Source organism: Burkholderia sp. LS-044 (assembly GCF_004803625.1).
GTDB lineage: Bacteria > Pseudomonadota > Gammaproteobacteria > Burkholderiales > Burkholderiaceae > Burkholderia > Burkholderia cepacia.
The window spans coordinates 143,072-166,654 of sequence record NZ_SSWO01000011.1; the positions used below are offsets into that span (position 1 = coordinate 143,072).

The 23,583-nt window shown below is 70.6% G+C and carries 21 protein-coding genes; 10 read left to right on the forward strand and 11 right to left on the reverse strand.

Annotated features, from left to right (window positions below; translation table 11 throughout):
* Positions 1–2 precede the first annotated feature (2 nt).
* The 6 genes from E9536_RS26580 to E9536_RS26605 form a co-directional block, all read right to left on the reverse strand.
* Entirely contained in the window at positions 3–896 is an 894-nt protein-coding gene (locus E9536_RS26580) for a polysaccharide deacetylase family protein (protein ID WP_136471202.1), read from the reverse strand.
* Positions 893–3,376 (reverse strand): MMPL family transporter, encoded by a 2,484-nt coding sequence (locus tag E9536_RS26585; protein WP_136471204.1) that lies wholly within the window; start codon positions 3,374–3,376, stop codon positions 893–895. Before E9536_RS26585 ends, E9536_RS26580 begins: the two co-directional genes overlap by 4 nt.
* Positions 3,376–4,035, reverse strand: a complete 660-nt coding sequence (locus E9536_RS26590) for an outer membrane lipoprotein carrier protein LolA (protein ID WP_027789125.1) — start codon at positions 4,033–4,035, stop codon at positions 3,376–3,378. Before E9536_RS26590 ends, E9536_RS26585 begins: the two co-directional genes overlap by 1 nt.
* Positions 4,032–5,015, reverse strand: coding sequence for an acyl-CoA synthetase (locus E9536_RS26595; protein ID WP_060194472.1), 984 nt, complete (start codon positions 5,013–5,015; stop codon positions 4,032–4,034). The genes E9536_RS26590 and E9536_RS26595 overlap by 4 nt, the downstream gene beginning before the upstream one ends.
* Entirely contained in the window at positions 5,012–6,772 is a 1,761-nt protein-coding gene (locus E9536_RS26600; RefSeq protein ID WP_136471206.1) for an acyl-CoA synthetase family protein, read from the reverse strand. The genes E9536_RS26595 and E9536_RS26600 overlap by 4 nt, the downstream gene beginning before the upstream one ends.
* 64 nt (positions 6,773–6,836) lie before the next feature.
* Positions 6,837–7,490 carry a membrane protein gene (locus E9536_RS26605; RefSeq protein ID WP_027789128.1) on the reverse strand — a complete coding sequence of 218 codons (654 nt, stop codon included), beginning with the start codon at positions 7,488–7,490 and terminating at the stop codon, positions 6,837–6,839.
* Between the two features lie 570 nt (positions 7,491–8,060).
* Between E9536_RS26605 and E9536_RS26610 the strand changes: the two genes are divergently transcribed.
* The 5 genes from E9536_RS26610 (at position 8,061) to E9536_RS26630 (ending at position 12,420) form a co-directional block, all read left to right on the forward strand.
* On the forward strand, positions 8,061–8,321 hold the full coding sequence (locus E9536_RS26610) for a phosphopantetheine-binding protein (RefSeq protein WP_027789129.1): 261 nt from the start codon (positions 8,061–8,063) through the stop codon (positions 8,319–8,321).
* 110 nt (positions 8,322–8,431) lie between these two features.
* The gene (gene fabG, locus E9536_RS26615; protein WP_059699991.1) at positions 8,432–9,148 is read left to right on the forward strand and encodes a 3-oxoacyl-ACP reductase FabG; all 717 of its coding nucleotides are present in this window, start codon (positions 8,432–8,434) and stop codon (positions 9,146–9,148) included.
* Positions 9,149–9,250: 102 nt separating this feature from the next.
* Positions 9,251–10,555 (forward strand): endoribonuclease L-PSP, encoded by a 1,305-nt coding sequence (locus tag E9536_RS26620; protein ID WP_247873509.1) that lies wholly within the window; start codon positions 9,251–9,253, stop codon positions 10,553–10,555.
* A 125-nt stretch (positions 10,556–10,680) separates the two neighbouring features.
* Positions 10,681–11,463, forward strand: a complete 783-nt coding sequence (locus E9536_RS26625; RefSeq protein ID WP_119339031.1) for a glycosyltransferase family 2 protein — start codon at positions 10,681–10,683, stop codon at positions 11,461–11,463.
* A 195-nt stretch (positions 11,464–11,658) separates the two neighbouring features.
* Positions 11,659–12,420 (forward strand): M48 family metalloprotease, encoded by a 762-nt coding sequence (locus tag E9536_RS26630; RefSeq protein ID WP_021160648.1) that lies wholly within the window; start codon positions 11,659–11,661, stop codon positions 12,418–12,420.
* A 110-nt stretch (positions 12,421–12,530) separates the two neighbouring features.
* Here the strand turns inward: E9536_RS26630 and E9536_RS26635 are convergent, their stop codons facing one another.
* From E9536_RS26635 to E9536_RS26650, 4 genes are read right to left on the reverse strand one after another with little or no spacing between them, the layout of a single operon-like run.
* Positions 12,531–14,243, reverse strand: coding sequence for a lactate permease LctP family transporter (locus E9536_RS26635; protein WP_136471209.1), 1,713 nt, complete (start codon positions 14,241–14,243; stop codon positions 12,531–12,533).
* 57 nt (positions 14,244–14,300) lie between these two features.
* A complete protein-coding gene (locus E9536_RS26640; RefSeq protein ID WP_136471210.1) occupies positions 14,301–15,746 on the reverse strand; it encodes a LutB/LldF family L-lactate oxidation iron-sulfur protein in 1,446 nt (481 codons plus the stop codon).
* Positions 15,743–16,471: a lactate utilization protein C gene (locus E9536_RS26645; protein WP_136471212.1), complete on the reverse strand. Its 729-nt coding sequence runs from the start codon at positions 16,469–16,471 to the stop codon at positions 15,743–15,745. Before E9536_RS26645 ends, E9536_RS26640 begins: the two co-directional genes overlap by 4 nt.
* Positions 16,468–17,268 (reverse strand): (Fe-S)-binding protein, encoded by an 801-nt coding sequence (locus tag E9536_RS26650; RefSeq protein WP_119338896.1) that lies wholly within the window; start codon positions 17,266–17,268, stop codon positions 16,468–16,470. Before E9536_RS26650 ends, E9536_RS26645 begins: the two co-directional genes overlap by 4 nt.
* 134 nt (positions 17,269–17,402) lie before the next feature.
* Here E9536_RS26650 and E9536_RS26655 point away from each other — a divergent pair, with 134 nt between their 5' ends.
* The 5 genes from E9536_RS26655 (at position 17,403) to E9536_RS26675 (ending at position 22,710) form a co-directional block, all read left to right on the forward strand.
* A complete protein-coding gene (locus E9536_RS26655) occupies positions 17,403–18,119 on the forward strand; it encodes a FadR/GntR family transcriptional regulator (protein WP_027789137.1) in 717 nt (238 codons plus the stop codon).
* Positions 18,120–18,340: 221 nt separating this feature from the next.
* Entirely contained in the window at positions 18,341–19,963 is a 1,623-nt protein-coding gene (locus E9536_RS26660) for a phospholipase D family protein (protein WP_091923622.1), read from the forward strand.
* Between the two features lie 148 nt (positions 19,964–20,111).
* The gene (locus tag E9536_RS26665; RefSeq protein ID WP_006497398.1) at positions 20,112–20,885 is read left to right on the forward strand and encodes a class II aldolase/adducin family protein; all 774 of its coding nucleotides are present in this window, start codon (positions 20,112–20,114) and stop codon (positions 20,883–20,885) included.
* A gap of 338 nt (positions 20,886–21,223) precedes the next feature.
* Positions 21,224–21,658, forward strand: a complete 435-nt coding sequence (locus E9536_RS26670) for a CHRD domain-containing protein (RefSeq protein ID WP_060357036.1) — start codon at positions 21,224–21,226, stop codon at positions 21,656–21,658.
* 89 nt (positions 21,659–21,747) lie between these two features.
* Complete coding sequence (locus E9536_RS26675) at positions 21,748–22,710, forward strand: alpha/beta hydrolase (protein ID WP_136471214.1); 963 nt, start codon at positions 21,748–21,750, stop codon at positions 22,708–22,710.
* On the opposite strand, the gene E9536_RS26680 is transcribed toward E9536_RS26675, so the two are convergent.
* Entirely contained in the window at positions 22,680–23,522 is an 843-nt protein-coding gene (locus E9536_RS26680; protein WP_027789140.1) for an EcsC family protein, read from the reverse strand. The genes E9536_RS26675 and E9536_RS26680 overlap by 31 nt on opposite strands.
* Positions 23,523–23,583 lie beyond the last annotated feature (61 nt).

Genomic DNA, 23,583 nt, shown 5'->3' on the forward strand with positions numbered 1-23,583 from the left:
GGTCAGATTTTATCAAACGGGGGGGCCGAACCGGCCGGCTCGCGTGGCCCGGCCGGCGGTTCGGGCGCGAGCGCCGCGCGCAGCGTGACCCAGTGCAGCTGCGCGTCGGCGGCCGCGCGCAGCACCGTTTGCAGCACGTCGAGCACGACCGGTTCACCGCGCGCGTCGCGCGCCGCGTGGCCGTCGTGCACGAGCAGGATGTCGCGCGGCGCGAGACCGTGCAGCAGGCGGCGCGTGACGGTCGCGGCATCGTGCGTGCGCGTGTCGAAACCGCGCCGCGTCCAGCTCGCCAGCTGCAGGCCGAGCTCGCACAGCACCGGTTCGAGGAACGGATTGCGCAGGCCGGCCGGCGCGCGGAAGAACAGCGGGCGCGTACCGGCGATCTCGGTCAGCGTCCGTTGCGCGGCCGAGATCTCGCGCCGCAGCGCGGCGGGCCCCGACAGCGAGAACGTATGCCGGTGCCGCTGGCTGTGGTTCTCGATCGCGTGACCACGCGCGACGATCGCCTCGATCCAGCGCGGATGACGGCGCGCGAGATCGCCGATGCAGAAGAACGTCGCGCGCGCGTCGTAACGGTCGAGCAGGTCGAGCACGCGCGGCGTGACGTCGGGGTCCGGGCCGTCGTCGATCGTCAATGCGATGCGGCGGCCGGCGCCGGGCGGCAGGCGCGTCCAGTTCGGCCCGAGCAGTGCGCTGCGCGGCCACAGGCCGGCGGCGGTCAGCGCGAGATGCGACGCGACCACGCCGCCGACCGCCCACGGCCACACGGCCGGCTGCGCGACGACGGCGGCTGCCGCGCCCGCGTGCAGCGCGGCGGTGCCCGCGATCAGCGGCGCGGGCTGCCAGCGGCGCGCATCGCCGGGCTGTCGGTGCGGAATGGACGACGGTGCATTCATGCGCGGCTTCCTTGATGACGGTTGCCGGCTGCGGCCGCGCGCGGCGCGAGAATCGCCGCGAACGCGAGCGCGAGCATCGCGCCCGGGCCGACGGTCAGCCCGAAGGTTTCGAGCAGCGGCACGCGCGACAGCGCCAGCAGCCCGAAGCCGGCGACCGTCGCGAGGTTCGCGATCAGCAGCGATACGAGCGTGTGGGGCGTGACGGGCTGCGCGTCGTCGCGCTTGCAGAAGAACAGCGCGTAGTTCGAGCCGACCGCGACGATCAGCAGCATCCCGACGAGGTGCAGGATCGTCAGCGGCACGCCGGCGAGCGCGAAGCCGGCCGTCACGACCAGCACGGCCGCGACGAGCGGGGCGAGTGCGCGCACGACACGGCGCGGCGAGCGCAGGGCGATCAGCAGCAGCACGGCGATCGCGGCGAAACCCGCGAGCGACAGCCGGATGTCCTCGTGCACGTAGCTCACGTACAGGCGATCGGCTTCGGCCTTCATGTCGACGAACAGCGCATCGGGCACGCCCGCGCGCGCGACGGCCGCGCGGATCGGTGTCGCATCGAGACTCGATGCCGGTTGCGCGGTGCGGGCGGCGTCCGGCGCGCGCAGCGGCAGCATCGCGCTCCAGCGGCCGTCGCGTTCGGTCAGCAGCGCATCGACGGCGAGCGCCATCGACGTGCCGCGCAGGTCCGCGCGCTTCAGCAGCCGCGCGTGGCGCGCGGCTTCGACGTCGGCGATGAACGGCGCGAACAGGTCGGGCCTGACCGCGATCGGCTGGTTCGCGACGGCGTCGCGCATCCGCGCGGCGAGCGCATCGGCATCCGGCAGGCTCGCGAGGCGCGCGCGCTGCGCGGCGTCGCTCGGCAGGAAGCGCGTGGGGGTTTCGAAACCCGCGAGCGCGCCCCGGTCGACGAGCGGCTGCAACTGCGCGGCGACCCGTTCCGCGCGTTCGAGCGCGGCCTGTTCGGTCGGCGCGGCAATTACGACGAGGTAGCGCACGTCGGGCGCGCCGACATCGGCGCGCAGCCGTGCGTCGAGCGCCTGCGCTTGCGCGGGCACGGGGCTCAGCGCGGCGAGTTCGCGGCTCCACAGGCCGTCGCGATGCAGCACGAGCGTCGCGCCCGCGGCGATCACCAGCACGGCGAGCGGCCAGCGCAGCCGCGGCGCGGCGTCGGCCGCGCGCGCGAGCACGGCGCCGATGCGCGACACGTCGCGGATCGCGACATGCTCGCCGCGCAGGTGCGGCAGCACGAAGCGCGTGACGAGCGCGGCGGCCGTCAGCCCGACGATCGAATACAGCCCGAGCTGCACGAGGCCGGGGAACCCGGAGAACAGCATCGACGCGAAACCGCACACGGACGTCAGCACGCCGAGCCGGATCGTCGGCCAGTACGCGGCGACCCAGGCGCGCGTCGCGTCGGCCGGTCGCGCCGCGCCGCGCGTGCCGGCCTGCGCCGATTGCACGAACAGGTAGATCGAATAGTCGACGGCTTCGCCGATCAGCGTCGTACCGAAACCGAGCGTCAGCCCGTGGACCGTGCCGAACGCGACGCTGACCGCCGCGATTCCCGCCGCGACGCCCGTCAGCACCGGCAGCAAGCCGAGCGCGAGCGTGCGCGGCGAACGGTACAGCGTCAGCAGCAACGCGACGATCAGCACGACGCTCGCCGTCGACAGCCGTTCGACGTCGTGCCGGATCGTGTCGCGCGTGTCGACCGAGAACACGCCGGGGCCTGTCATCGCGAGCGTGGCGGCGGCGGCGTTCGGCATGGCCTGCTTCGAGGCCTGCTTCGAGGCGGCGAACGCGCGGCGCACCGCGTCGATCGCACGGGCCTGGGCATCGGTATCGGAACCGGCGGCGGCCGTCTGCACGACGAGTACCGCGCGGGTGCCGTCGCGCGACGCCCACACGCCGTCGCGGCTCGCCGGTTGCGCCGCGCCGTCGAGCTGGTCGACGAGCGCGGCGACTTCGCCGGTCGGGTCGCGCGGCAGCAGCGCCTTGGCCACGAGGCCGGCCGACGAGCTCAGCAGGTCGAGGCTGTCGCCGAGCGCCTGGTGCAGGCCGTCGGCGCTGAAGCGCTGCGGCGTGACGGCCGGGCTCAGCAGATAGCGGTGATCGAAGATGAACTGCCGGTCGCGCGCGTCGTTCGCCGCTTCGCCGTTGTGAACCGCGGCGAACTGCGGATCGGCGCGCAGCGTGCCGGCCACGCGCCGCGACAGCGCGGCGCGCGTGGCTGCATCGCCGCCGTCGATCGCGACGAGGATCAGCCGTGACACGATGCCGTCGCGCAACTGGTCGACGAGCACGCGCTGCCCGGCGCTCGGCGAACTCGGCAGGAACGCGGACAGGTCGGCCGTGAAGTGCGCGCGCCCGATTGCGATGCCGCACGCGACGAGCGCGAGCAGCCACACGAGCACCGCGCGCTGCCGCAGCGCGTGCAGGCGGCGGGCGACCGGCGAAGACGGGGGCCGGGTGCGTTCGTCCATCAGTTCGGGTTCGCCGGAACGGGTTGCAGGCGCATCACCGAACGGTCGCCGTCGGCCTGCCGGATCGCGACGCTGCGCAACAGGTCGCGCGTGCCGTCGAGCGTGATCGTGCTGACGACCTTCAGCATCCGCGAGTCGAGCGGCGTGAGCGTCAGCGTCCAGTCGTCGCCGCGCCCGGCGAGTGCGACCTTGTAGACCTGTTCGAGCGCGAAGCGGTTGCCGGCGAGCGTCGCGCGGATGCTGTCGATGAACGCGCCGAGTTCCGGATAGCGCGCGAGCGCGAGCGTGTACTTGCGGCTGTTGCGCTCGACGGTGAGCATGTCGCCGTCGACGACGAGGTGTTCGGGCTTCGGGCTCAGCGTGTGCTTCTCGAGATGGTCCGGCGCGACGAACACGAGTTCGCCGGACGATTCGACCGGCTGCGTCGCGATCGACAGGTACTTCGTCTCGGTGAACGTCGCACGCCCCGACTTGTGCTGCGCGAGCGTCGACATCAGCCGGTCGAGGGTCCACGCCGGCGCCGCGTCGGCCGCCCGCGCGGGCGCGGCGGCCAGCGCGATCGCGGCGGTGCTTGCGGCGACGGCGATGGCGGCGGCCAGCGTGCGGACGGCGCGACGCAGGGCGGGCGTGAGCGTGGGCAGGCGGCGAACGGCGGTCATGCGTCGGAATCCCTCGTGGCGGACAGGCCGGCACCGGCGCACGCGGCGTCGCCGCGCGCGACCGCGGTCGCGGCATCGCCGCCGTGCCAGAAGTCGAAATAGTTGAACCAGTTGTACGGTGCCGAGCGACAGTACCTGTCGAGCAGCGCGACGTAGCGCGCGAGTGCCGCGTCGACGGCCGCCGCGCGCGCGTCGCGCCGCACGTCGGAGAAATCGGCGAGCGTCTCGAAGTGCACGTCGTAGCGGTTGCCGTCGCGATAGAGGCCCGTCATGAAGATCACCGGGCGCCGCAGCATCGCGGCCATGTAGAGCGGCCCGAGCGGGAACGCGGCCGGCGCGCCGAGCAGCGGCAGCCGCCGCAGCGACGCGGCCGCGTCGTCGAGCAGCGTGCGGTCGGCGAGCATGCCGACCATGCAGTTCGCGTCGAGGCGCTCGCGCACCTTCAGCATCGAGTCGACTTGCCCGAGCGGAATCACTTCCGGCTGCGCGGCGGGGTTCACCGCGGCGAGCGTCGCGTTGATCTTGCGCGCGTTCTTCTCGTACATCGTCACGACGACGCGCAGGTCCGGGTGCGTGCGGCCGATCGCGCGCACGACCTCGAAGCTGCCGAGATGCGCGCCCATCAGGAACGCGCCGCGTCCGCCCGCGAGCGCTTCGTCTACCAGCGTCTCGCCGTGCAGCCGGATGTCGAACAGGTCGAAGCGCCCGTTCATCAGGTAGATGCGGTCGTGGATCGTCGCCGCGAACGTGAACACGTGCCGGTACACGTCGCGCCAGCGCGCGGGGCGGCCGAGCACGCGGCGCAGGTAGTCGCGCGACGCCGCGCACGCGACCGGCGAAAACAGCACGAAATACGTCGCGATCAGGTGCAGCACGACGCGCGCGCGCTGCCGGCCGAAGCGCAGCGAGATCCACGTCATCGCGCGCAGCAAGCCCGCATTGCTGCGCTCCTGGCGTTCGGCCCACGCGGTGCGCTTCATGGCTGCGCGCCGTCCTGCGCGGCCGGCGGCGCGGACAGCACGCCGCTCGCGACGTCGCGCGCCCCGGCGCGCAGCGTGAAGCGGATCGCACCGCCGGCCGCGGCGTCGTACGCGAGATCGAGCGGCTCGCCGGGCGCGACCGGGCTCAGGAATTTCGCGGACCCGAGCCGCCACGCATGCAGCGGGCGGTTCAGCGCGGTGCCGAGCGCATGGATCGCGTGATCGAGCAGCACGACGCCCGGCACGACCGGATGGCCGGGGAAGTGGCCGGGCAGTGCCGGGTGATCGGCGGGGATCGTGAACCCGAGTGCGGGCGTGCCGGCCGGATCGGGCACGGGCACGGGCACGGGCACGGGCACAGGCACGGCCGCGGGGCGCGCATGTTGCGCAACGAGTGCGGCGAGCACGTCGCGCGGCAGCTTGCCGGTTTCGTTGCGCGGCAGCGCGTCGACGAACACGAGCGGGCGCGGCATGAACGCGGGATCGATCCGCTCGCGCAGCGCGCGCTGCAGACCGGCTGCCGTGAGCGTCGGCGCGACGACGAGCGCGACGAGGCGCGTGACCGGCTCGAGGCGGGTGTCGTCGTGTGCCGCCGCGGCTTCGTCGGGCATGAAGAATACGCCGTCGACCACCTGCGGAATCGCGTTGAGCTGATGGTTCAGGTACGCGAGCGACGTGCGCTTGCCGGCGATGTTGACGAGGTCGGCCTTGCGGCCGTGCAGCAGGAACCGGCCGTCGCCGAGCAGTTCGAGTGCATCGCCCATCGGCACGGGTGCCTCCACATGTCCGCCCGACACCCACACGGTCGGGCCGCTGTCGTCGTCGTCCGGTTCGGCGCGCGCGTCGAGGCGGATGTCCGGGAACAGTTCCCATGCCGCGCCCTGCGACGTGCGGCGGGTGGCGATCTGGCCGGTCTCGGTGCTGCCGTAGATCTCGACGAGCGGCGCGTCGAGCGCGGCCTCGGCTTCGCACGCGAGCTTTTCCGACAGCGGCGCGGTGGCCGACAGCACGAGCGCCGCGCGCGGCAGCGCATGGCCGGCCGCCAGCAGCGCACGCAGGTGGATCGGCGACGTGACGAGCACGCGCGGTTGCGGGATCGCGTCGAGTTCGTCGCGAATGTCGACCGGGTAGAACGGCTGGCGGTTGCTGAACGCGAGGCCGCCGATCAGCGCGAGCAGCACCGTCGACTCGAAGCCGTACATGTGCTGCGCGGGCACCGTGCCGATCAGCGTGGCCGCGCGGCCGTCGAGTAGCCCGAGGCGGTCGGCCGCCGCGCGCACGCAGCCGACCAGGAAGCCCCAGGTCTTGCGGTGCGGCACCGGCGCGCCGGTCGAGCCGGACGTGAACACGTAGGCCATGATCCGCGCCGCATCGATCTGCGGCACGGCGAACGGCGCATCGTCCGCGAGTGCGCCGGGGGCGGCATCGGGGTACGCGAAGCGCGGCAGGTCGATCGTGCAGTCGGGCGCGTCGTGCAGGCAGAACGCGTCGGGCGCGAACGACGCGAGCTGGCGGACCATTTCCGGCGTATGCGTCGACGGCAGCAGGCTGACCTTGCCGGCAACGAGCGCGGCGCACAGGCTGACCGCGAAGCGGTAGCGGTCGCGGCACACGTTGAACACGTGCGCGCCGGCGGGCAGCGCGGCGGCCACGCGCGCGACGTCGGCGACGAACGTGCGCACGGTGACGGGCGCGCCGTCGCGCCAGGCGATCGTCTGGTCGGGCGACGAATGGAAAACCAGCGGGTGAGTCGGCATAAATCGGTCGAAACAGGAGCGAAGGCCGGCGCGGCCGCGTTGCGGCGCCGCGCCGGCCGTGAATTCATCGTGATGCCTGCGACGCGTGTGTCGTCGCGCGATACGCGCGCACCGCGTCGACCATGCGCGGCCGCGGTTCGTGCGGCAGGGCGAAGCGTCGGCACGCATGCTCGGCCGCGAACATCACGGCGACGAGCGGCAGCGACAGGTAGTTCGCGAACGTCGACCACGTGACGATCGGCGCGGTCGCGAACAGCAGCGTCGACACGGCGGCGATCGCGACGAAGAACAGCGTCCACGCGAGCGTGATCTGCCGCGTGTAGTGCGCGACGGCCGGCGTGATCGCGCCGTGGATCATCGTCGCGAAATGCGTGCACAGCGGCACCTTGCCGGCCGCGAGCGTACGGCCGAACAGCAGCGCCATCGCGAGGTTGAAACTCGCGTGTTCCAGGTACAGGCCCCATTCGAAGTGCCGCGCGAGCGGCACGCGCGCGGCCCACAGCGCGGCGGCGGCAAGCAGCCATGCGGACACGAACCCGATGCGGTGCGGCGAGCGCAGCGCCGCGCCGAGCGCGAGCAGCAGCGGCGGCACGAGCGCCATCGCGAGGCCGAGGCCGTGCGCGCCGGGCGTCGCGGCCGCGTAGTGCGCGCCGGCCTGGTATGCCGCGACGGCGCCGACCGCGGCGATGCCGCGTGCGACAGGCAGCAGCCGGCTCATCGGCGGCCTCCGCGCGCACGGCGCGGGTACCCGTCACCGGCGGCCGGGCGGCGGCGGGCGGACGGGCGAACCGGAACGGAGCGGAAGGACGGGCGCGGCATGACTGGCGACATCGGGCGGATCGTGGCCGGACGCGAGGGTCGGGCCGTCAAACATCAGATGAAAGGCGGCCGGGACAGGTCCGGGCCGGTGGTCGGGCACGCTCATTTTAGGGCCGCGGCACCGCGTGTTCGGAGCGGACGCGAACGGGTTTTGTAACCGATTGTATGGCGCCGGACGAACGGTTTCGCGGGGTCGGTCCATTTCCATCCAAAGCGGCTCAAGCATCTGGTGCATTCGGGTCCCGCAACGGGGCGCCGCGCCGGCCCGCCAGTCTGTAACCATTGGCGGTATACGGCCCGATACCCGTTCGTCTAGAATCCGCGTAACTTTTACAAACGATCCCCAAAAAACGCAGGCGGGGAAGCCGGCAGACGCCGGAGGGACGGAGATTCGCACGCGCCGGGCGTGCATGGCGATTGCCGTTTCCGGGCGCCTTCCGCTGCCACGGGCCGCCTGCCCGCACGCATGATGAACGCACTGGAACAAGAGCTCGCCACGCTGATCATCGGCGAACTGAATCTCGAAGACGTCCCGCTCGAAACAGTGACGGCCGACACCCCGCTGTACGGCGAGGGTTTCGGGCTCGACTCCATCGACATCCTGGAAATCGCGCTGCTGATCTCGAAGAAATTCGGCTTCGAGCTGCGTTCGGACAATCCGGACAACCAGAAGATCTTCGCGACGCTCGGTGCACTGGCTGCGTACGTCGCCGCGCACCGCACGAAGTAACGGCGTCGCGCACGGGCGCGGCGCGCAGATGAGGACGGCACGCGGCCGCGATCGGCAGACGATACGCGGCCGCGTCGATCGAGGTGAAACGCGATGAACGGAGCAATTCGATGCGGGCGCTCGTGACGGGCGGCAGCGGCGCACTCGGGCAGGCGATCTGCACGGCGCTCGCGCAGGCCGGCCATGAAGTGTGGGTGCATGCGAACCGCCATCTCGCGCAGGCGGAAGCGGTCGCGCAGCAGATCGTCGCGGCCGGCGGCACCGCGCGCGCGATCGCGTTCGACGTGACCGACGCCGATGCGACGCTCGCCGCGCTGGCGCCGCTGGCCGACGATGCGCCGGTGCAGATCCTCGTCAACAACGCGGGCATTCACGACGATGCGCCGATGGCCGGCATGTCGCGCCGGCAGTGGCACAGCGTGATCGACGTGACGCTCAACGGCTTCTTCAACGTCACGCAGCCGCTGTTGCTGCCGATGATCCGCACGCGGCGCGGACGGATCGTCAACATCGCGTCGGTGGCCGGCGTGACCGGCAATCGCGGGCAGGTCAACTACGCGGCCGCGAAGGCGGGGCTGATCGGCGCGACGAAGTCGCTGTCGCTGGAGCTCGCGTCGCGCGGCATCACCGTGAACGCGGTCGCGCCCGGCATCATCGAATCGCCGATGGCCGAACAGGCGTTTCCCGTCGAACGCATCAAGCAGCTCGTGCCCGCGCAGCGCGCGGGCCGGCCCGACGAAGTCGCGGCGATGGTCGCGTACCTGGTGTCCGACGCCGCGGCCTATGTGACGGGGCAGGTGCTGTCCGTCAACGGCGGGCTCGCATGACGAGGCGCGCGGCGTCGGCGTGACGTAATGCAACGCGGCATGACGCAACGCAGCGCATGCCGCGAGGTTGCGCGGCCAGCGCCGCATAGTGAGGAAATCGAAGTGTCCGTGCATCCAGTCGACGCCGAACGGCGCCCGTGTTCCCTGTCGTCCTCTGCTGCGCCGTTCGCGCGCGGGCAGGCGGCGGCCGGGCCGGCCGCATCGCGACCGGGCGTGCCGCTCGCGCACGACGAGGGCCGCGCGCTGCGGCTCGTCCGGATGAGCCATGCCCGGCTCGCCGCGTTGCTGCACGATGCACGCGGCCGTGGCGACGGATTCGACCGCGTGTTGCCCGGCGCACTGGGCGCGGTGTGCATCGGCGCGGGCGAGCTGCAGCGTGCATCCCGAACCGGCTCGCACGCGGACGCGGCGGCGCGGATGCTGGCCGAAGTCGTGCCCGACCTGCCGGTCGCGCCGGTGCCGATGGCGCTGCTCGGCGCCGGCATCGCGCCGGACGACGCCGTCTGCGAAATCTGGCAATGCCATGCGCGCGACCTGCGCAGCGAACGACACGGCGCGCTGCACTATCGCTACAGCGAAACGGCGGGTCTCGTGTTCGGCAGCATCGTCGTGCACGAGCACGACACGCCCGACGCGCATCGCGACGGCGGCACGCCGCTCGAACGCGCGACGCACGATGCGTACCGCGCGCTGTTCGACGTGCTCGATTCGCTCGGCATGCCGCATCCGCTGCGCATCTGGAATACGGTGCCGGCGATCAATGCGGTGCAGTTCGGGATCGAGCGCTATCGTCAGTTCAATATCGGCCGCCAGCATGCGTTCGACGCGTGCCGCCGCGCGCTGACGGGCGGCGTGCCGGCCGCATGCGCGCTCGGTTCGGTCGTGCCGGTCGCGGGCGATGCATCGCCCGCCGCGCCGCTCGCGATCCATTTCCTCGCGAGCCGCACGCCGGCCGATCCGGTCGAGAACCCGCGCCAGGTCAGCGCGTATCACTATCCGGCGCAGTACGGCCCGCGGGCACCGACGTTCGCGCGTGCAGCCGCATGGCCGGCGGGCGATGGCGCGCCGGTGCTGTTCGTGTCGGGCACCGCGAGCATCGTCGGGCATCGCACCGTGCATCTCGGCGACGTCGTCGCGCAAACGCGCGAGACGGTCGCGAACCTCGCGGCCGTGCTCGAGCAGGCCGCGCGCCAGGGGCACGGCCCGTTCACGCTCGCCGACCTGAGCTATCGCGTCTACGTGCGCGACGCCGGCGATGCCGCGGCGCTGGCCGCGATCGGGCAGGTGCTGCGCGATGCGGCTGGCCCCGGCGTGCGGCCGCTCGTCGTCCATGCGGACGTGTGCCGCGACGACCTGCTGGTCGAGATCGAGGCCAGCGCGGGTCATGAGGAGGCGTGGCTGTCATGAAGCGCGAGAGCCTCACGATCCGGCAACCGGCTCCGCATTCGGGCGGCGTCGACAAAGCCTGCCGGCGTTCGCCGGCAAGTCATACACTTTTGTCAGGACCCCCGTCTTCGCAATCGGCCGTTTCCATGTCCAAGCAGCACGCCTCGTCCACCCATCTCGTCCTGATTCCGAGCTACAACCCGGGCACCAAGGTCGACACGACCGTGCGCAATGCGCGAGCGCAGTGGAATCCGGTGTGGGTCGTCGTCGACGGCAGCACCGACGGCAGCGCCGAACGGCTGCAGGCCATGGCCGAACGCGACCCGGGGTTGCGCGTGATCGTGCTGCCCGAGAACCGCGGCAAGGGCGCGGCGGTGCTCGCCGGGCTCGACGCGGCAGCCGCGAGCGGCTTCACGCATGTGTTGACGATGGATTCCGACGGCCAGCATCCGGCCGACCTGATTCCCGCTTTCATGGCCGCGTCGCAGGCCGCCCCCGACGCGATGGTGCTGGGCGTGCCGAAGTTCGATGCGAGCGCGCCGCAGTTGCGCGTGCAGGGCCGCCGGCTGTCGAACGCGTGGGCCGACCTCGAGACGCTGTGGGCGGGAATCGGCGATTCGTTGTACGGGTTTCGCGTGTACCCGGTCGCGCCGCTGGCCGCGATCATGCGCCGCCAGCCGTGGATGCGCGGCTTCGACTTCGATCCCGAGGCGGCCGTGCGGCTGTGCTGGGCCGGCGTGCGTCCGATCCGCATCGACGCGCCGGTGCGCTATTTCGGCCGTCACGAGGGCGGCGTCTCGCACTTCCACTACGGCCGCGACAACGCGCTGCTCGCGTGGATGCACCTGCGTCTTTTCACCGGCTTCGTGGTGCGGCTGCCGATGCTGGTCGCGCGACGGTTGGCGCGACGCCACGATCAGACGGCCTGAGCACACCCGATTTCCATGCCGATCGTCGCCCGGTCGCGGCGATTGCCCCGTTTTTTGTCGTCAATCCCGCGCCGGCGCACCGCTTCATTCCAGTTCGCTGAGTAATGAACGTGTCATCCGATGTAAACATCTGGTAATTTTCTGCCGGATTATGCAAAATCGCCGCTCCCAAATAAAACTATCGAGGGATCCGGGATGCAACTCAAGAAAGCGGTGGCAGCGTGTGGCGTGGCGTTTCTGTTGAGCGCGTGCGGCGGGGTACAGAGCCTTGACGCGAACAGCCTGACGTCGGCGGGGACGAGCCTGTACAAGGCAGCGACGTTGTCGGATGCCGACATCGCCGCGCTGTCGAACGATTCGTGCAAGTCGAGCGATGCGGAATCGAAGGTCGCGCCGGCGAACAGCGCGTACTCGAAGCGTCTGACGAAAGTGATGAAGGGCTTCGGCGACATGACGCTGAACGGCCAGAAGATCAACTACAAGGTCTACATGACCAAGGACGTCAACGCGTGGGCGATGGGCAACGGCTGCGTGCGCGTGTACAGCGGCCTGATGGACATGATGAACGACGACGAGCTGCGCGGCGTGATCGGCCATGAAATGGGCCACGTCGCGCTGGGGCACTCGAAGAAGGCGATGCAGACGGCTTACGCGGTCAGCGCGGCGCGCACCGCGGCCGGCGCGGCATCGCCGGGCGTGGCGGCGCTGACGAGCTCGCAGCTCGGCGACATCACCGAGAAGTTCATCAACGCGCAGTTCTCGCAGACGCAGGAAAGCGCGGCCGACGACTACTCGTTCGACCTGATGAAGCAGAAGAACATGAACCAGAAGGGTCTCGTCACCGCATTCCAGAAGCTCGCGCAGCTCGATGGCGGCAAGAGCTCGATGATGAGCTCGCACCCGTCGTCGTCGAGCCGGGCGCAGCACATCCAGGATCGCATCGCGAAGGGCAGCTGATCGCCGCCCGATGCGCCGGCTCCGTCCGGCGCCCTGGATGAACGAAACCCCACGCTTTGCGGCGTGGGGTTTTTGTTTTTCGGGGAACCGGAAAACGGCCGATCGCTTGCTTACGGCACCATCCCCGGCAACACGTACGCCTGCACGAGCGTGATCACCCCGACGATCACCGCGAACAGCAGGCTGTGCCTTACCGTGAAGCGGAACAGCTCCGACTCCTTGCCGACGAGGCCCGTTGCCGCGCAGGCCACCGCGATCGACTGCGGCGAGATCATCTTCGCGGTCACGCCGCCCGTCGTGTTCGCGGCCACCGCGAGCGTCTCGGGTACGCCGAGCTGGTGCGCGGTGGCCTGCTGCAGCGAGCAGAACAGCGCATTCGACGACGTGTCCGAGCCCGTCAGGAACACCCCGAGCCAGCCGAGGAACGGCGAGAAGAACGGGAACGCGGCGCCGGTCGCGGCGAGCATCAGCGCGAGCGTCGACGACATCCCCGAATAGTTCGCGACGAACGCGAATGCGAGCACGAGGCCGATCGACAGGATCGGGCGGGTCAGTTCCTTCAGCGTCTCGCCGAACGTGACGAGCGCGTCGCGCGGCTTCATCCGCAGCAGCACCATCGAGATCAGCGCGGTCACGAGGATCGCGCTGCCCACTGCCGACACGAGATCGATCTTCAGCACGGCGTCGAGCGCCTTCGGCGTCGCGGCGATCGGTGCGGTCTTCACGACGAGCTGGTCGAGCCCTGCCACGTGGAATTTCAGCACGGTCGACGCGAGCGCGCCGTGGGCGGCGAACAGCGCCTTGAACGGCGCGATGCTCCACACGGTGACGACGGCCGTCAGGATCAGGAACGGCGACCATGCGCGCACGGTCTGCGCGAGCGTGTATGGCGATGCCTGCCGGCTGGTGCCCGCGCCGAAGCCGTTGCGCGAGCCCGCGCCGCCGAAGCCCGCGAGCGCGGCGCCGCCGCCCGACGCGACGACGCTGCCGGCCGTCTGCTTCGCGGTGCGCGGCTGCCAGACCTTCAGGAACGCGGCGAGCGCGACGAGGCTGACGAGCGACGACGTGATGTCCGGCAGCTCGGGCCCGATGTGGTTCGACGTGAAGTATTGCGTCACCGCGAAGCTGCCGCCCGCGACGAGCGCGGCCGGCCAGGTCTGCCGCACGCCGCGCAGCCCGTCCATCATGAACACGAGCCAGAACGGCACCGCGAGCGACAGCAGCGGCAACTGGCGGCCGGCCATCGCGCCGATATGGAATGGGTCGATGCCCGTCACCTGTCCGGCGACGATGATCGGGATCCCCATCGCACCGAACGCGACCGGCGCGGTGTTTGCAATCAGACACAGTCCAGCCGCGTGCAGCGGCTTGAAGCCGAGCCCGACGAGCAGCGCGGCCGTGATCGCGACGGGCGCGCCGAAGCCGGCCGCGCCTTCGAGGAACGCGCCGAACGAGAAGCCGATCAGCAGCATCTGCAGGCGCTGGTCGTCGGTGATCGACAGCACGGACGCGCGGATGATGTCGAACTGGCCGGTCTTCACGACGATCTTGTACAGGAACACGGCCGCGACGATGATCCACGCGATTGGCCACAGGCCGTATGCGAAGCCGAAACCGGCTGCCGCGAGCGCCTGCGGCACGGGCATCCCGTATGCGAGGATCGCGACACCGAGCGACAGCAGCAGCGTGATCGCCGCGGCGACGTGCCCCTTGAGCCGCAGCGCGGCCAGCGCGACGAAAAAGAAAATGATCGGGATTGCGGCGACGAACGCCGACAGCCCGAGGCTGCCGAGCGGCGTATAGATCTGGTGCCAAACCTGCATGGGTGTCTCCTCCATCTGTGTCTGTCTATCTATGGGTATGGGTGGGTAAAGCGGGGGCTACTCGGGCTGGCCGCGTGCGCGCAGCAGGTCGGACAGGCTGCGCGGTGCCGGTTCGAGCGGCGTGCGGTGCTGCGTCCAGCCCATCTGTTTCGCGGGTGTCAGCGCACGCAGGCGCGTCGCGGTCCAGCGGAACGCGCGGTATGCGCGCGGATGCGCGAACGCGCCCGACCAGAAGCGCCACACGAGGTCTTCCGCGCGGGTGTAGTTCGCGCCCTGGCCGCGCAGCGGATGCGCGACGGGTTCGTCGGGCTGGCGGTTCGCCTCGGTACGCAGCCGCACGAGCAGTTGCGGGATCGGGATCCGCACCGGGCACACCTCGCCGCATGCGCCGCACAGCGTCGACGCGGTCGGCAGGTCGGCCGTCGCGTCGAGGCCGAGCAGGTGCGGCGAGATGATCTTGCCGATCGGGCCCGGATAGGTCGTGCCGTACGCGTGACCGCCGATGCGCGTGTAGACGGGGCAGTGGTTCATGCACGCGCCGCAGCGGATGCACTGCAGCGTCGCGCGCAGCTGTTCGTCCGCATAGGCCTGCGTGCGGCCGTTGTCGAGCAGCACGAGATGCAGCTCGCGCGGGCCGTCGCGTTCGCCGTCGCGGCGCGGGCCCGAGATCAGGTTGAAGTAGGTCGTGATCGCCTGGCCGGTGGCCGAGCGCGTGAGCAGGCTCGACAGCGGCACGATGTGCTCGAGTTTCTCGACGACCTTCTCGATTCCCATGATCGCGACGTGCGTGTCGGGCACCGTCGTCGACAGGCGGCCGTTGCCTTCGTTCTCGACGAGCCACAGCGTGCCGGTGTCGGCCGCCGCGAAGTTCACGCCGGACAGGCCGATGTCCGCATCGGCGAACGCGCGCCGCAGGGCGCGCCGGCCGGTCTGGATCAGTTCGTCGACGTCTTCCGTGTAACGCGTGCCGGGGATGTGTGCCTCGAACAGTTCGGCGATGTCGCCGCGCGTCTTGTGGATCGCCGGCATCACGATATGCGACGGCTTCTCGCCCGCGAGCTGCACGATGAATTCGCCCATGTCGGATTCGATGCAGTCGACGCCGTGCTCCGCGAGGTAATGGTTCAGCTCGATTTCCTCGCTCGCCATCGACTTGCCCTTGATCACGCGGCGCGCCTTCTTCGCCTGCGCGATGCCGAGCACGATCGCGTTCGCGTCGGCGGCCGTCTCGGCCCAGTGCACGTGCACGCCGGCCTCGGTGAGCTTCGTCTCGAGCCGTTCGAGCAGCGCGGGCAACTGCGCGAGCGCGTGCTGACGTACGGCTTCGCCGAGGTCGCGCAGCTGCTGCAGCTCGGCGTCGTCGGGGAACTGCGTCGCGCGCTTGCCCTGCAGGAAGTCCATCGCGCCGCGAAAGCTCCGGCGTAATGCGGGATCGTCGAGCGCGGCGCGCGCGCGGGCCTTGAAGTCGCCGGGGGCGACGAAGTGCAGCGTGTGGTCGCTCATTGCGGGAGGTCCTCGCGGGCGGTTGCAGCCGGCCGGGCGGCGGAATCGGTGACGATCACGACCCACAGGCGGCGCGGGCCGTGTGCGCCATAGGCGAGCGTCTGCTGGATGTCGGACGTCTTCGACGGGCCCGACACCAGCACCAGGTTGGTCGGCATGCCGGCGTGCCAGCGCTCCGCGTGGACGGCCGCGTGCAGGTCGGGATGCAGCGTGCTCGCATGGACGAGCGCGACATGCAGCGGCGGCACCAGCGACACCGTGCGCGGCGTGCCGGCATCGGGGGCGAGCACGACGGTGCCGGTGGCCGCGATGCCCGAACGCGCGACGGTGAAGCCCGCGTCGATCGTGTCGAACAGGTCGGCCTTCCACGCGTCGATCGGCCGGTCAAACGGCACGGGCGCGACCGTGTCGGGCAGCGCGCGGGCGAGCGCCGCGGATTCGGCGCGGGCCGGGTCGAGCAGCAGCCGGCGCACGCCGGCTTCGGCGAGCCGCGCGGCGAGTTGCGCGGGCCATGCGTCGCCGGTCGCGCACCAGGCGTCCGCGTGCGACGCGGCGAGCGCGGCCTGCATCGTGCGGGCGAGCGTGTGCGGATCCGCGGTCCCGGCCTGCGAGCGGCGCGTGTCGTAATGCGTGTCGATGCGTGCGTCGAGCGTGCGGCCCGACGTTGCGGCGACGCCCGGCGCGGCGGCGCGCAGCCGCGCGAGGATCGAGTCGCGCGCGCTCATCGCTGGTCTCCGCGCAGCGACGGGGCGTTCGCGGTGCGCCGCCACAGGAAGCTGGCGAGGTGTTCGACCGGCAGCGGCGCGCCGGCCTTGGCTGCCGCGTGGCCGATGTTCAGCAGGCAACCGCAGTCGGCGGACACGAGCCGGTCGCAGCCCGTCGCGCAGGCCGACGCGACCTTGTCGCGCACCATCGCGCCGGAGATGTCGGGATGCTTCAGCGAGAACGTGCCGCCGAAGCCGCAGCATTCGGATTCGCGTTCGTGTTCGACGCGCGTCACGCCCGGCAGTGCGTCGACGAGCGCGACGCCGTGCCCGCGCGTGCCCATCTCGCGCCGCGCCGCGCACGACGTGTGCAGCACGACGCGTTCGTCGGGCCCGGCGCCGGCCGTCGCCGCGTCGAGCCGCACGTCGAGCACGTGGACGAGGAATTCGGCGAGTTCATAGGTCCGCTCCGCGATCGCGCGGGCTTGCGGGCCGTACACGGGGTCGTCGGCGAACAGCGCCGGCCAATGGTGGCGGATCATCCCCGCGCACGAGCCGGAGGGCACGATCACGGGCCACGCTTGCGCGAACAGGTCGAGCTGCGCGGCCGCGACGCGGCGCGCTTCGTCGGGATTGCCGCTGCTGTAGGCCGGCTGCCCGCAGCAGCTCTGGCCGCGCGGATAGTGGACGGTCAGGCCTTCGCGTTCCAGCAGGCGGACCGCGTCGAGCCCGGCTTCGGGGACGAACAGGTCGACCAGGCAGGTCGCGAACAGATAGACGTGCGCGGGGGCGGCGGCGGGGTATTGCCTTTCGTTCATGTCTCGCTCCAGTGGCGACGGCCCGGCATGCGGATGCGGGACGACGATTTCGCTGCATAATTCCCGCGACGGCGCTGCGGCTCAAATTGGTTGGGCCAATCGGCGCGGCACGCAATGAGCGGGGAGACGCGAAGATGGCAGCGATGACGGCACGGGGCCGAACCGAAGGGGTGATGCGCAAGATCGAGACGGCACTGCTCGACGGCACGTGGCCGGCCGGCGCACGCCTGCCGGCCGAGCGCGTGCTCGCGCAGCAGTACGGGGTTGCGCGCAATACGGTGCGCGAGGCGACCCAGCGGCTCGTCGCGCGCGGGCTGCTGCAGAGCCGGCGCGGCGCGGGCGTCTACGTGACGGACCAGTTGCGCGCCGGCATCGCGTCGCCGTGGGGGCAACTGGTCGCCGATCACCCCGCGCTGCGCGACGACATCCTCGAATTCCGCCGCGTGCTCGAGGGCGCGACCGCGTATTTCGCCGCGCTGCGCGCCGACGCACACGACCGGCGCCGGATCCGTGCGCTGCTGCGCGAGCTCGAAACCGCGCACGCGAACGGCGCGGCGGCCGTCGAAGCCGCGACCGACGCGAAGCTGCACGAGGCGATCGCGCTCGCGTCGCACAACACGATGTTCCTGCACCTGCATACGAGCGTGATCGGGATGCTGCGCGAGCACATCTCGATCAACGTGGCGGGCATGACGACGCACGACGAGCACGCGTCCGAACTCCTGCTGCTGCAGCACCGCGTCGTGTGCGACGCGATCTGCGCGCAGCGGCCCGAAGAGGCGCGCACCGCGATGCAGACCCATATCGACTACGTGCGCAGCCATTTCGAGCGCAGCGGCGACGAGGCCTGAGATTGGTCGGACTACTTCGGTGCGAGGCCCGCCCGGCGGGCACTTTCGGTGCGGCGGGTCTCGATGCCCGGCACGCGCGCACGCCTGCGGTTCGAGGCCGTCGGTGCCGCCCGCGCGATTGACCGGTTCATCGGGCGCCTACTAGAATCGGCCGGAACCGCGCGCCAGCCGCGCGCCGCGGCGCATGCGGGCCCTGTGTTCCGCCAGTCGAGGAAGTCTTCGTGTTCACGTCCCTGATCCGGCGCGCACCGGCCGCGCTGTCGTGGCGCGCCGCATGCCGCCCGGCCCGCGCGCTGGCCGCCGGCGTACTCCTGTCGCTCGTCGCCGCGTGCGCGACGCATCCGCCCGCCACCACGCTCGATCGCCCGGTCTCCCATGCGTTGCCGCCCGATACCGCGACGCCGTTGCGCGATGCGCTGGCCGCGCCCGAGGCCGCGCATCCGGGCCAGTCGGGTTTCCGGCTGCTGGCCGACGGCGCGCAGGCGTTGCAGATGCGCATCGCGCTCGCGCGCGCCGCGACGAAGACGCTCGACATGCAGTACTACATCGCGACCGAGGACACGACCGGCAAGCTGCTGCTCGCCGCGGCGCTCTACGCGGCCGATCGCGGCGTGCGCGTGCGGATGCTGGTCGACGACCTGAATTTCCGCGACATCGATCGCGTGATGGCCGCGCTGAACACGCACCCGAACGTCGAGATCCGCGTGTTCAACCCGTTCGGCGCGTCACAGGGGATGGTCGAGCGCACGGCCAACTTCTTCACGCGCATCGACAGCTTCACGCGCCGGATGCACAACAAGGCGATGATCGCGGACAACCAGATCGCGATCGTCGGCGGCCGCAACCTCGGCGACGAATACTTCAGCGCGAGCCAGACGCTGCAGTTCCGCGATCTCGACGTGCTCGCCGCGGGGCCCGTGACGAACGACATCTCGGCGAGCTTCGACACTTACTGGTCGAGCGCGAGCAGCTATCCGCTGCGCGTGCTGAATCATCAGTCGTTCGATACGAAGGATCTCGACGCGATGCGCGACGAGCTGCGCGACCACTGGCGCAAGAATGCCGATCCGTACAACGCGAAGCCGCTGAACGCGACGCCGCTCTCGCGGCAGATCGCGCGCGACGAGCTCGGGCTCGTGTGGGCGCCGGCCGAGTTCACGGCCGACGCGCCCGACAAGGTCGCGCAGCCGACCGACGCGTACGTGAGCCCGCCGATGCAGCGCCTCGTCGAACTCACACGCGGTGCGCAGCGGGAATTCCTCGCGTTTTCGCCGTATTTCGTGCCGCACGACGCGGGCGTGAAGATCCTCGGCGACACGACCGCGCGCGGCGTGCGTGTCGCGATCCTGACCAATTCGCTCGCCGCGACCGACGCGGTCGCCGTGCAGGCCGGCTACGGACCGTACCGTGTGCCGCTGCTGCAGCACGGCGTCGAGTTGTACGAGTTCAAGGCGCAGCCGGGGCGCCAGCGTCCGCGCCTGTTCGGGTCGCGTTCGCGCGCGAGCCTGCACGCGAAGGCGTACGTGATCGACCGGAAGATCCTCGTGATCGGCTCGATGAACCTCGATCCGCGTTCCGCGCACCTGAACACCGAACTGGCGCTGGTGATCCATAGCCCGGCGCTCGCCGAGCAGGTCGCGCAAATCTTCGCGCGCGCGACGCAGCCGGACGAAAGCTACCGCGTGAGCCTCGTGACGCCGGCGGGCGGCGGCACGCCCGAACTCGAATGGACGGGCACGGACGACGGCAAGCCGGCCGTCTATCACGTCGATCCGCACGCGGGGCTGCTGCGCAACCTGATGACCGGCGTCTTCATGCTGCTGCCGGTCGACGACCAGCTTTAGGGGCCGGAAGCGCTCCGGCTAAACCCGCGTTTCCGGTGCGCGGGCAAAGGTGATATGGTTGTGCGCGCAACGAGTGTGGCGCGCAGGGCGCCGCCGCCGGGCGGCCCGCGCCACGCGGGCCGCGCACATCCGCAACCGGAGTTCCCCCATGCAACGTGTCCCGAACCAGCCGTTCACGCGTCCCGCCCGTTTCTCCGAAGCCGAATGGCAGGCGCGCGTGCAGCTCGCGGCGGCGTACCGCATCTTCGACCATCTCGGCTGGACCGAGCTGATCTACAACCATATCTCGCTGCGCGTGCCGGGCGAGGACGGGCATTTCCTGATTAACCCGTTCGGGCTCCATTACCGCGAGGTGTGCGCGTCGAACCTCGTGAAGATCGACATCGACGGCAACGTGATCGGTCATTCCGACTGGCCGATCAATCCCGCCGGCTTCACGTTCCACAGTGCGATCCATGCGGCGCTGCCCGATGCGCACTGCGTGATGCACGTGCACACGACGCCGACGATGGCCGTGTGCTGTTCGCGCGACGGGCTGTCGTTCTCGAATTTCTATTCGGCGCAGCTGTACGGGAAGATCGCGTATCACGACTTCGAGGGCATCACCGTGCATCTCGAAGAGGGGCGGCGCATCGTCGAGAGCGCGGGCGGGCGGCCCGTGCTGCTGTTGCGCAACCATGGGCCCGTGACGATCGGCGCGACGCTCGCGCAGACGTTCTCGCTGATGTGGCTGCTCAATCGCGCGTGCGAGGTGCAGGTCGCCACGCACGCGATCGGCGACGCACTGCCGATCGCGCCGCCCGTGCTCGAAGGGTGCGTGCGCGATTCGCTGAATTTCGATCCGAAGCATGGCGCGGGGCAGGATGCGTTCGACGCGCTGCAGCGTATCGTCGATCGCATCGATCCCGGCTATCGGGCGTGACGCGGGGCGGCGTGATCGCTTCGTCGTGCTCGATGCGGCAGGCTCCGAATCTGGCGGCGGGCAAAAAAAACGCGGCCGGGTGGCCGCGTGAATACTCGCAGACTCCTTCGGACGAAGGAAACAAGCAACTGTGAGATGAAGTGTAGCGAAAGGCCGCACGCGGATTCAGCCGTCAGGCTGCAAAGGTCCATTCCAGCCTGAGGCAGACTGGCCTGCCGAGCGCGCTGCGGCGTTTTGCGGCATGGCCGTTCGACGGGCTCCCGGATCGGCGGCGATCGACTACCATCATGTGTGGCGCCGCCGTTCGGTCGGCGTACAACGTCGTACAAGGAGAGTCCATGCTCAAGCTGCGTTTGCTCCAGGTCGCGTTACTCGCGGGTGTGCTGGCCGCCGGCACCGCCGCCGCCGAAACGGTGCGCCTGTCCGCCAATCTCCAGCCGTCGAGCGAGGTGCCGCCGACGGCGACCAAGGGCTCGGGCGACGTCGAGGCCACCTACGACACGGCAACGCACATGCTGCAGTGGATGGTCCGTTACGAACACCTCACCGGCCCGGCCACCGCCGCGCATTTCCACGGGCCCGCGCCGGTCGGCCAGAACGCGGGCGTGCAGGTGCCGATTCCAAAGGACGAGCTGGCGAGCCCGATCAAGGGTTCGAAGGCACTCACCGACGCGCAGGTCACCGACCTGATGGGCGGCAAGTGGTATTTCAACGTCCATACGAAGGAGCACCCGGCCGGCGAGATCCGCGGCCAGGTGATGCCGGCGAACTGAGCGCCGGCGTTTGATATGGCGGCACCCGTCGAGCGGTGCGGGAACGATCGCACGTACCGTCGTCACACTGCGAATACGGAGTGCGTCCGATGAGTTGGCAAAGCAAGTTCGCCTGCTGGCTGCTGCGCTGGCAGTTCCGTCCCGAGACCACGCGCGAGGTGCTCGATCCCGCCCGCGCACGGCGCTTTACCGACCTGCGGATCATGGTGCCGCGCCGCGTGCCGTCGGGCTACCGGTTGCGCCGGTGCTACGGCGCGGGCGACGCGCCGCTGCGCGGCGAATGGCTCGAGCGCACCGACGCGGGCGCGGGGCGCGGGCCGGGCCGCACGCTGCTGTACTTCCATGGCGGCGGCTATTACTTCTGTTCGACGAAGACCCACCGGCCGCTGGTGTTCGGCCTGACGAAGCGCGCGGGCGTGCGCTCGTTCTCGCTCGACTACCGGCTTGCGCCCGAAAACCGTTTCCCGGCCGCGCTCGACGACGCGCTGGCCGCGTACCGCCAGCTGCTGGCGCTCGGCACGCCGCCCGAGTCGATCGTGCTCGGCGGCGATTCGGCGGGCGGCGGCCTCGCGCTCGCGACGCTCGTTGCGCTGCGCGATCGCGGCGAGCCGCTGCCGGCCGGCGCGATCCTGTTCTCGCCATGGACCGACCTGGCCGCCACCGGCGCCACGCTGCGCACGAACGACGGCGCCGATCCGATGTTCGCGGGCGCGGCGCTGCCGAAGGCCGCGAAGCTGTACCTCGGCGACGAGCCGGGGACGAATCCGTACGCGTCGCCGCTCTATGCAGATTTCGCGGGCCTGCCGCCGCTGTATATCCAGGTCGGCAGCACCGAGGTGCTGCTCGACGATTCGCGCCGCGTCGCCGAGAAGGCGAAGGCCGCCGGGGTGGCGGTGGAGATCGAGGTGTGGCCGGACATGCCGCACGTGTGGCAGCTGTACGCGCCGATGGTGCCGGAAGCACGCGACGCGCTCGACCGCGCGGCCGCGTTCCTGCGCCGCGTCGCGGTCGAGCGCGCGGTTCAGCGCGCCGGCGAGACGTCGATTGCCTGATAGGCGGCCTTGACGGCCGCCGAGCCGTACTTGCGCTCGAGCCGGCGGACGGTGAAGTGGCCGTGCGCCATCTGCTGGAAGTGGTCGATGAACAGCGTATTGACGGTCGCGCCGAGCACGGCGCCGATCGCCGGAATCGACTTCGCGGCCATCTGCTCGGTCACTTGCACCGAGAAACGCGACGCCACCGTCTGCACGAGCTTGAACACGGCCGCCGAGCTGTGCGCGGCGATGCCCTTCGTCGTGATGTCGGACGATGCCTTCGAGATCGCCTGCGCGAGCGCGCCGCGCAGCACGAAATAACCGAGATCGGCGTCCTCTTCCTGCTTGTCCGGGTTGCCGCCCATGCCGAGCACGGCCAGGCATTGCAGTTGCGTATCGACCGAGCCCAGGTCTTCACCCTCGCTGCGCGCGATGTCGCACACGGAGCGGAAGATCAGCGTCGTCGTCACCGGCAGCTCAACCGGCAGCGCGAGAAAGCCGAACGCGCCGCCCGCCGCGCCGGTCGTCGCGACCGCGAGTTTGTGCAGCAGGTTGCTCGGCTTGTCGGGTTCGGCGTCCGGCGCGGGCGGCTTGCCGAGCGTGCGCAGCGCGATGTTCAGGCACTTGCGCAGCGCGAGCTGCGTCGCGTCGTTGATCTTGCCGGTCGCGAAATCCGGCAGCCGGGCGATCATTTTCTCGACCGGTGCGCCCAGCATGCCCGTCAGCTTCATCGTCAGCGACGGGCTTTCCAGCACCTGCTTCGCGCGCCACAGCGCGTCCCGATCGTCCTGCGACAGCATGGTGGCGGGGGGAATTGAAATCGGTTCCATCTTTCTCCTTGGCGGTCTGGGCCGGTTTGACCGTCGCCAGCCTAGATTACTCCCGCATGCT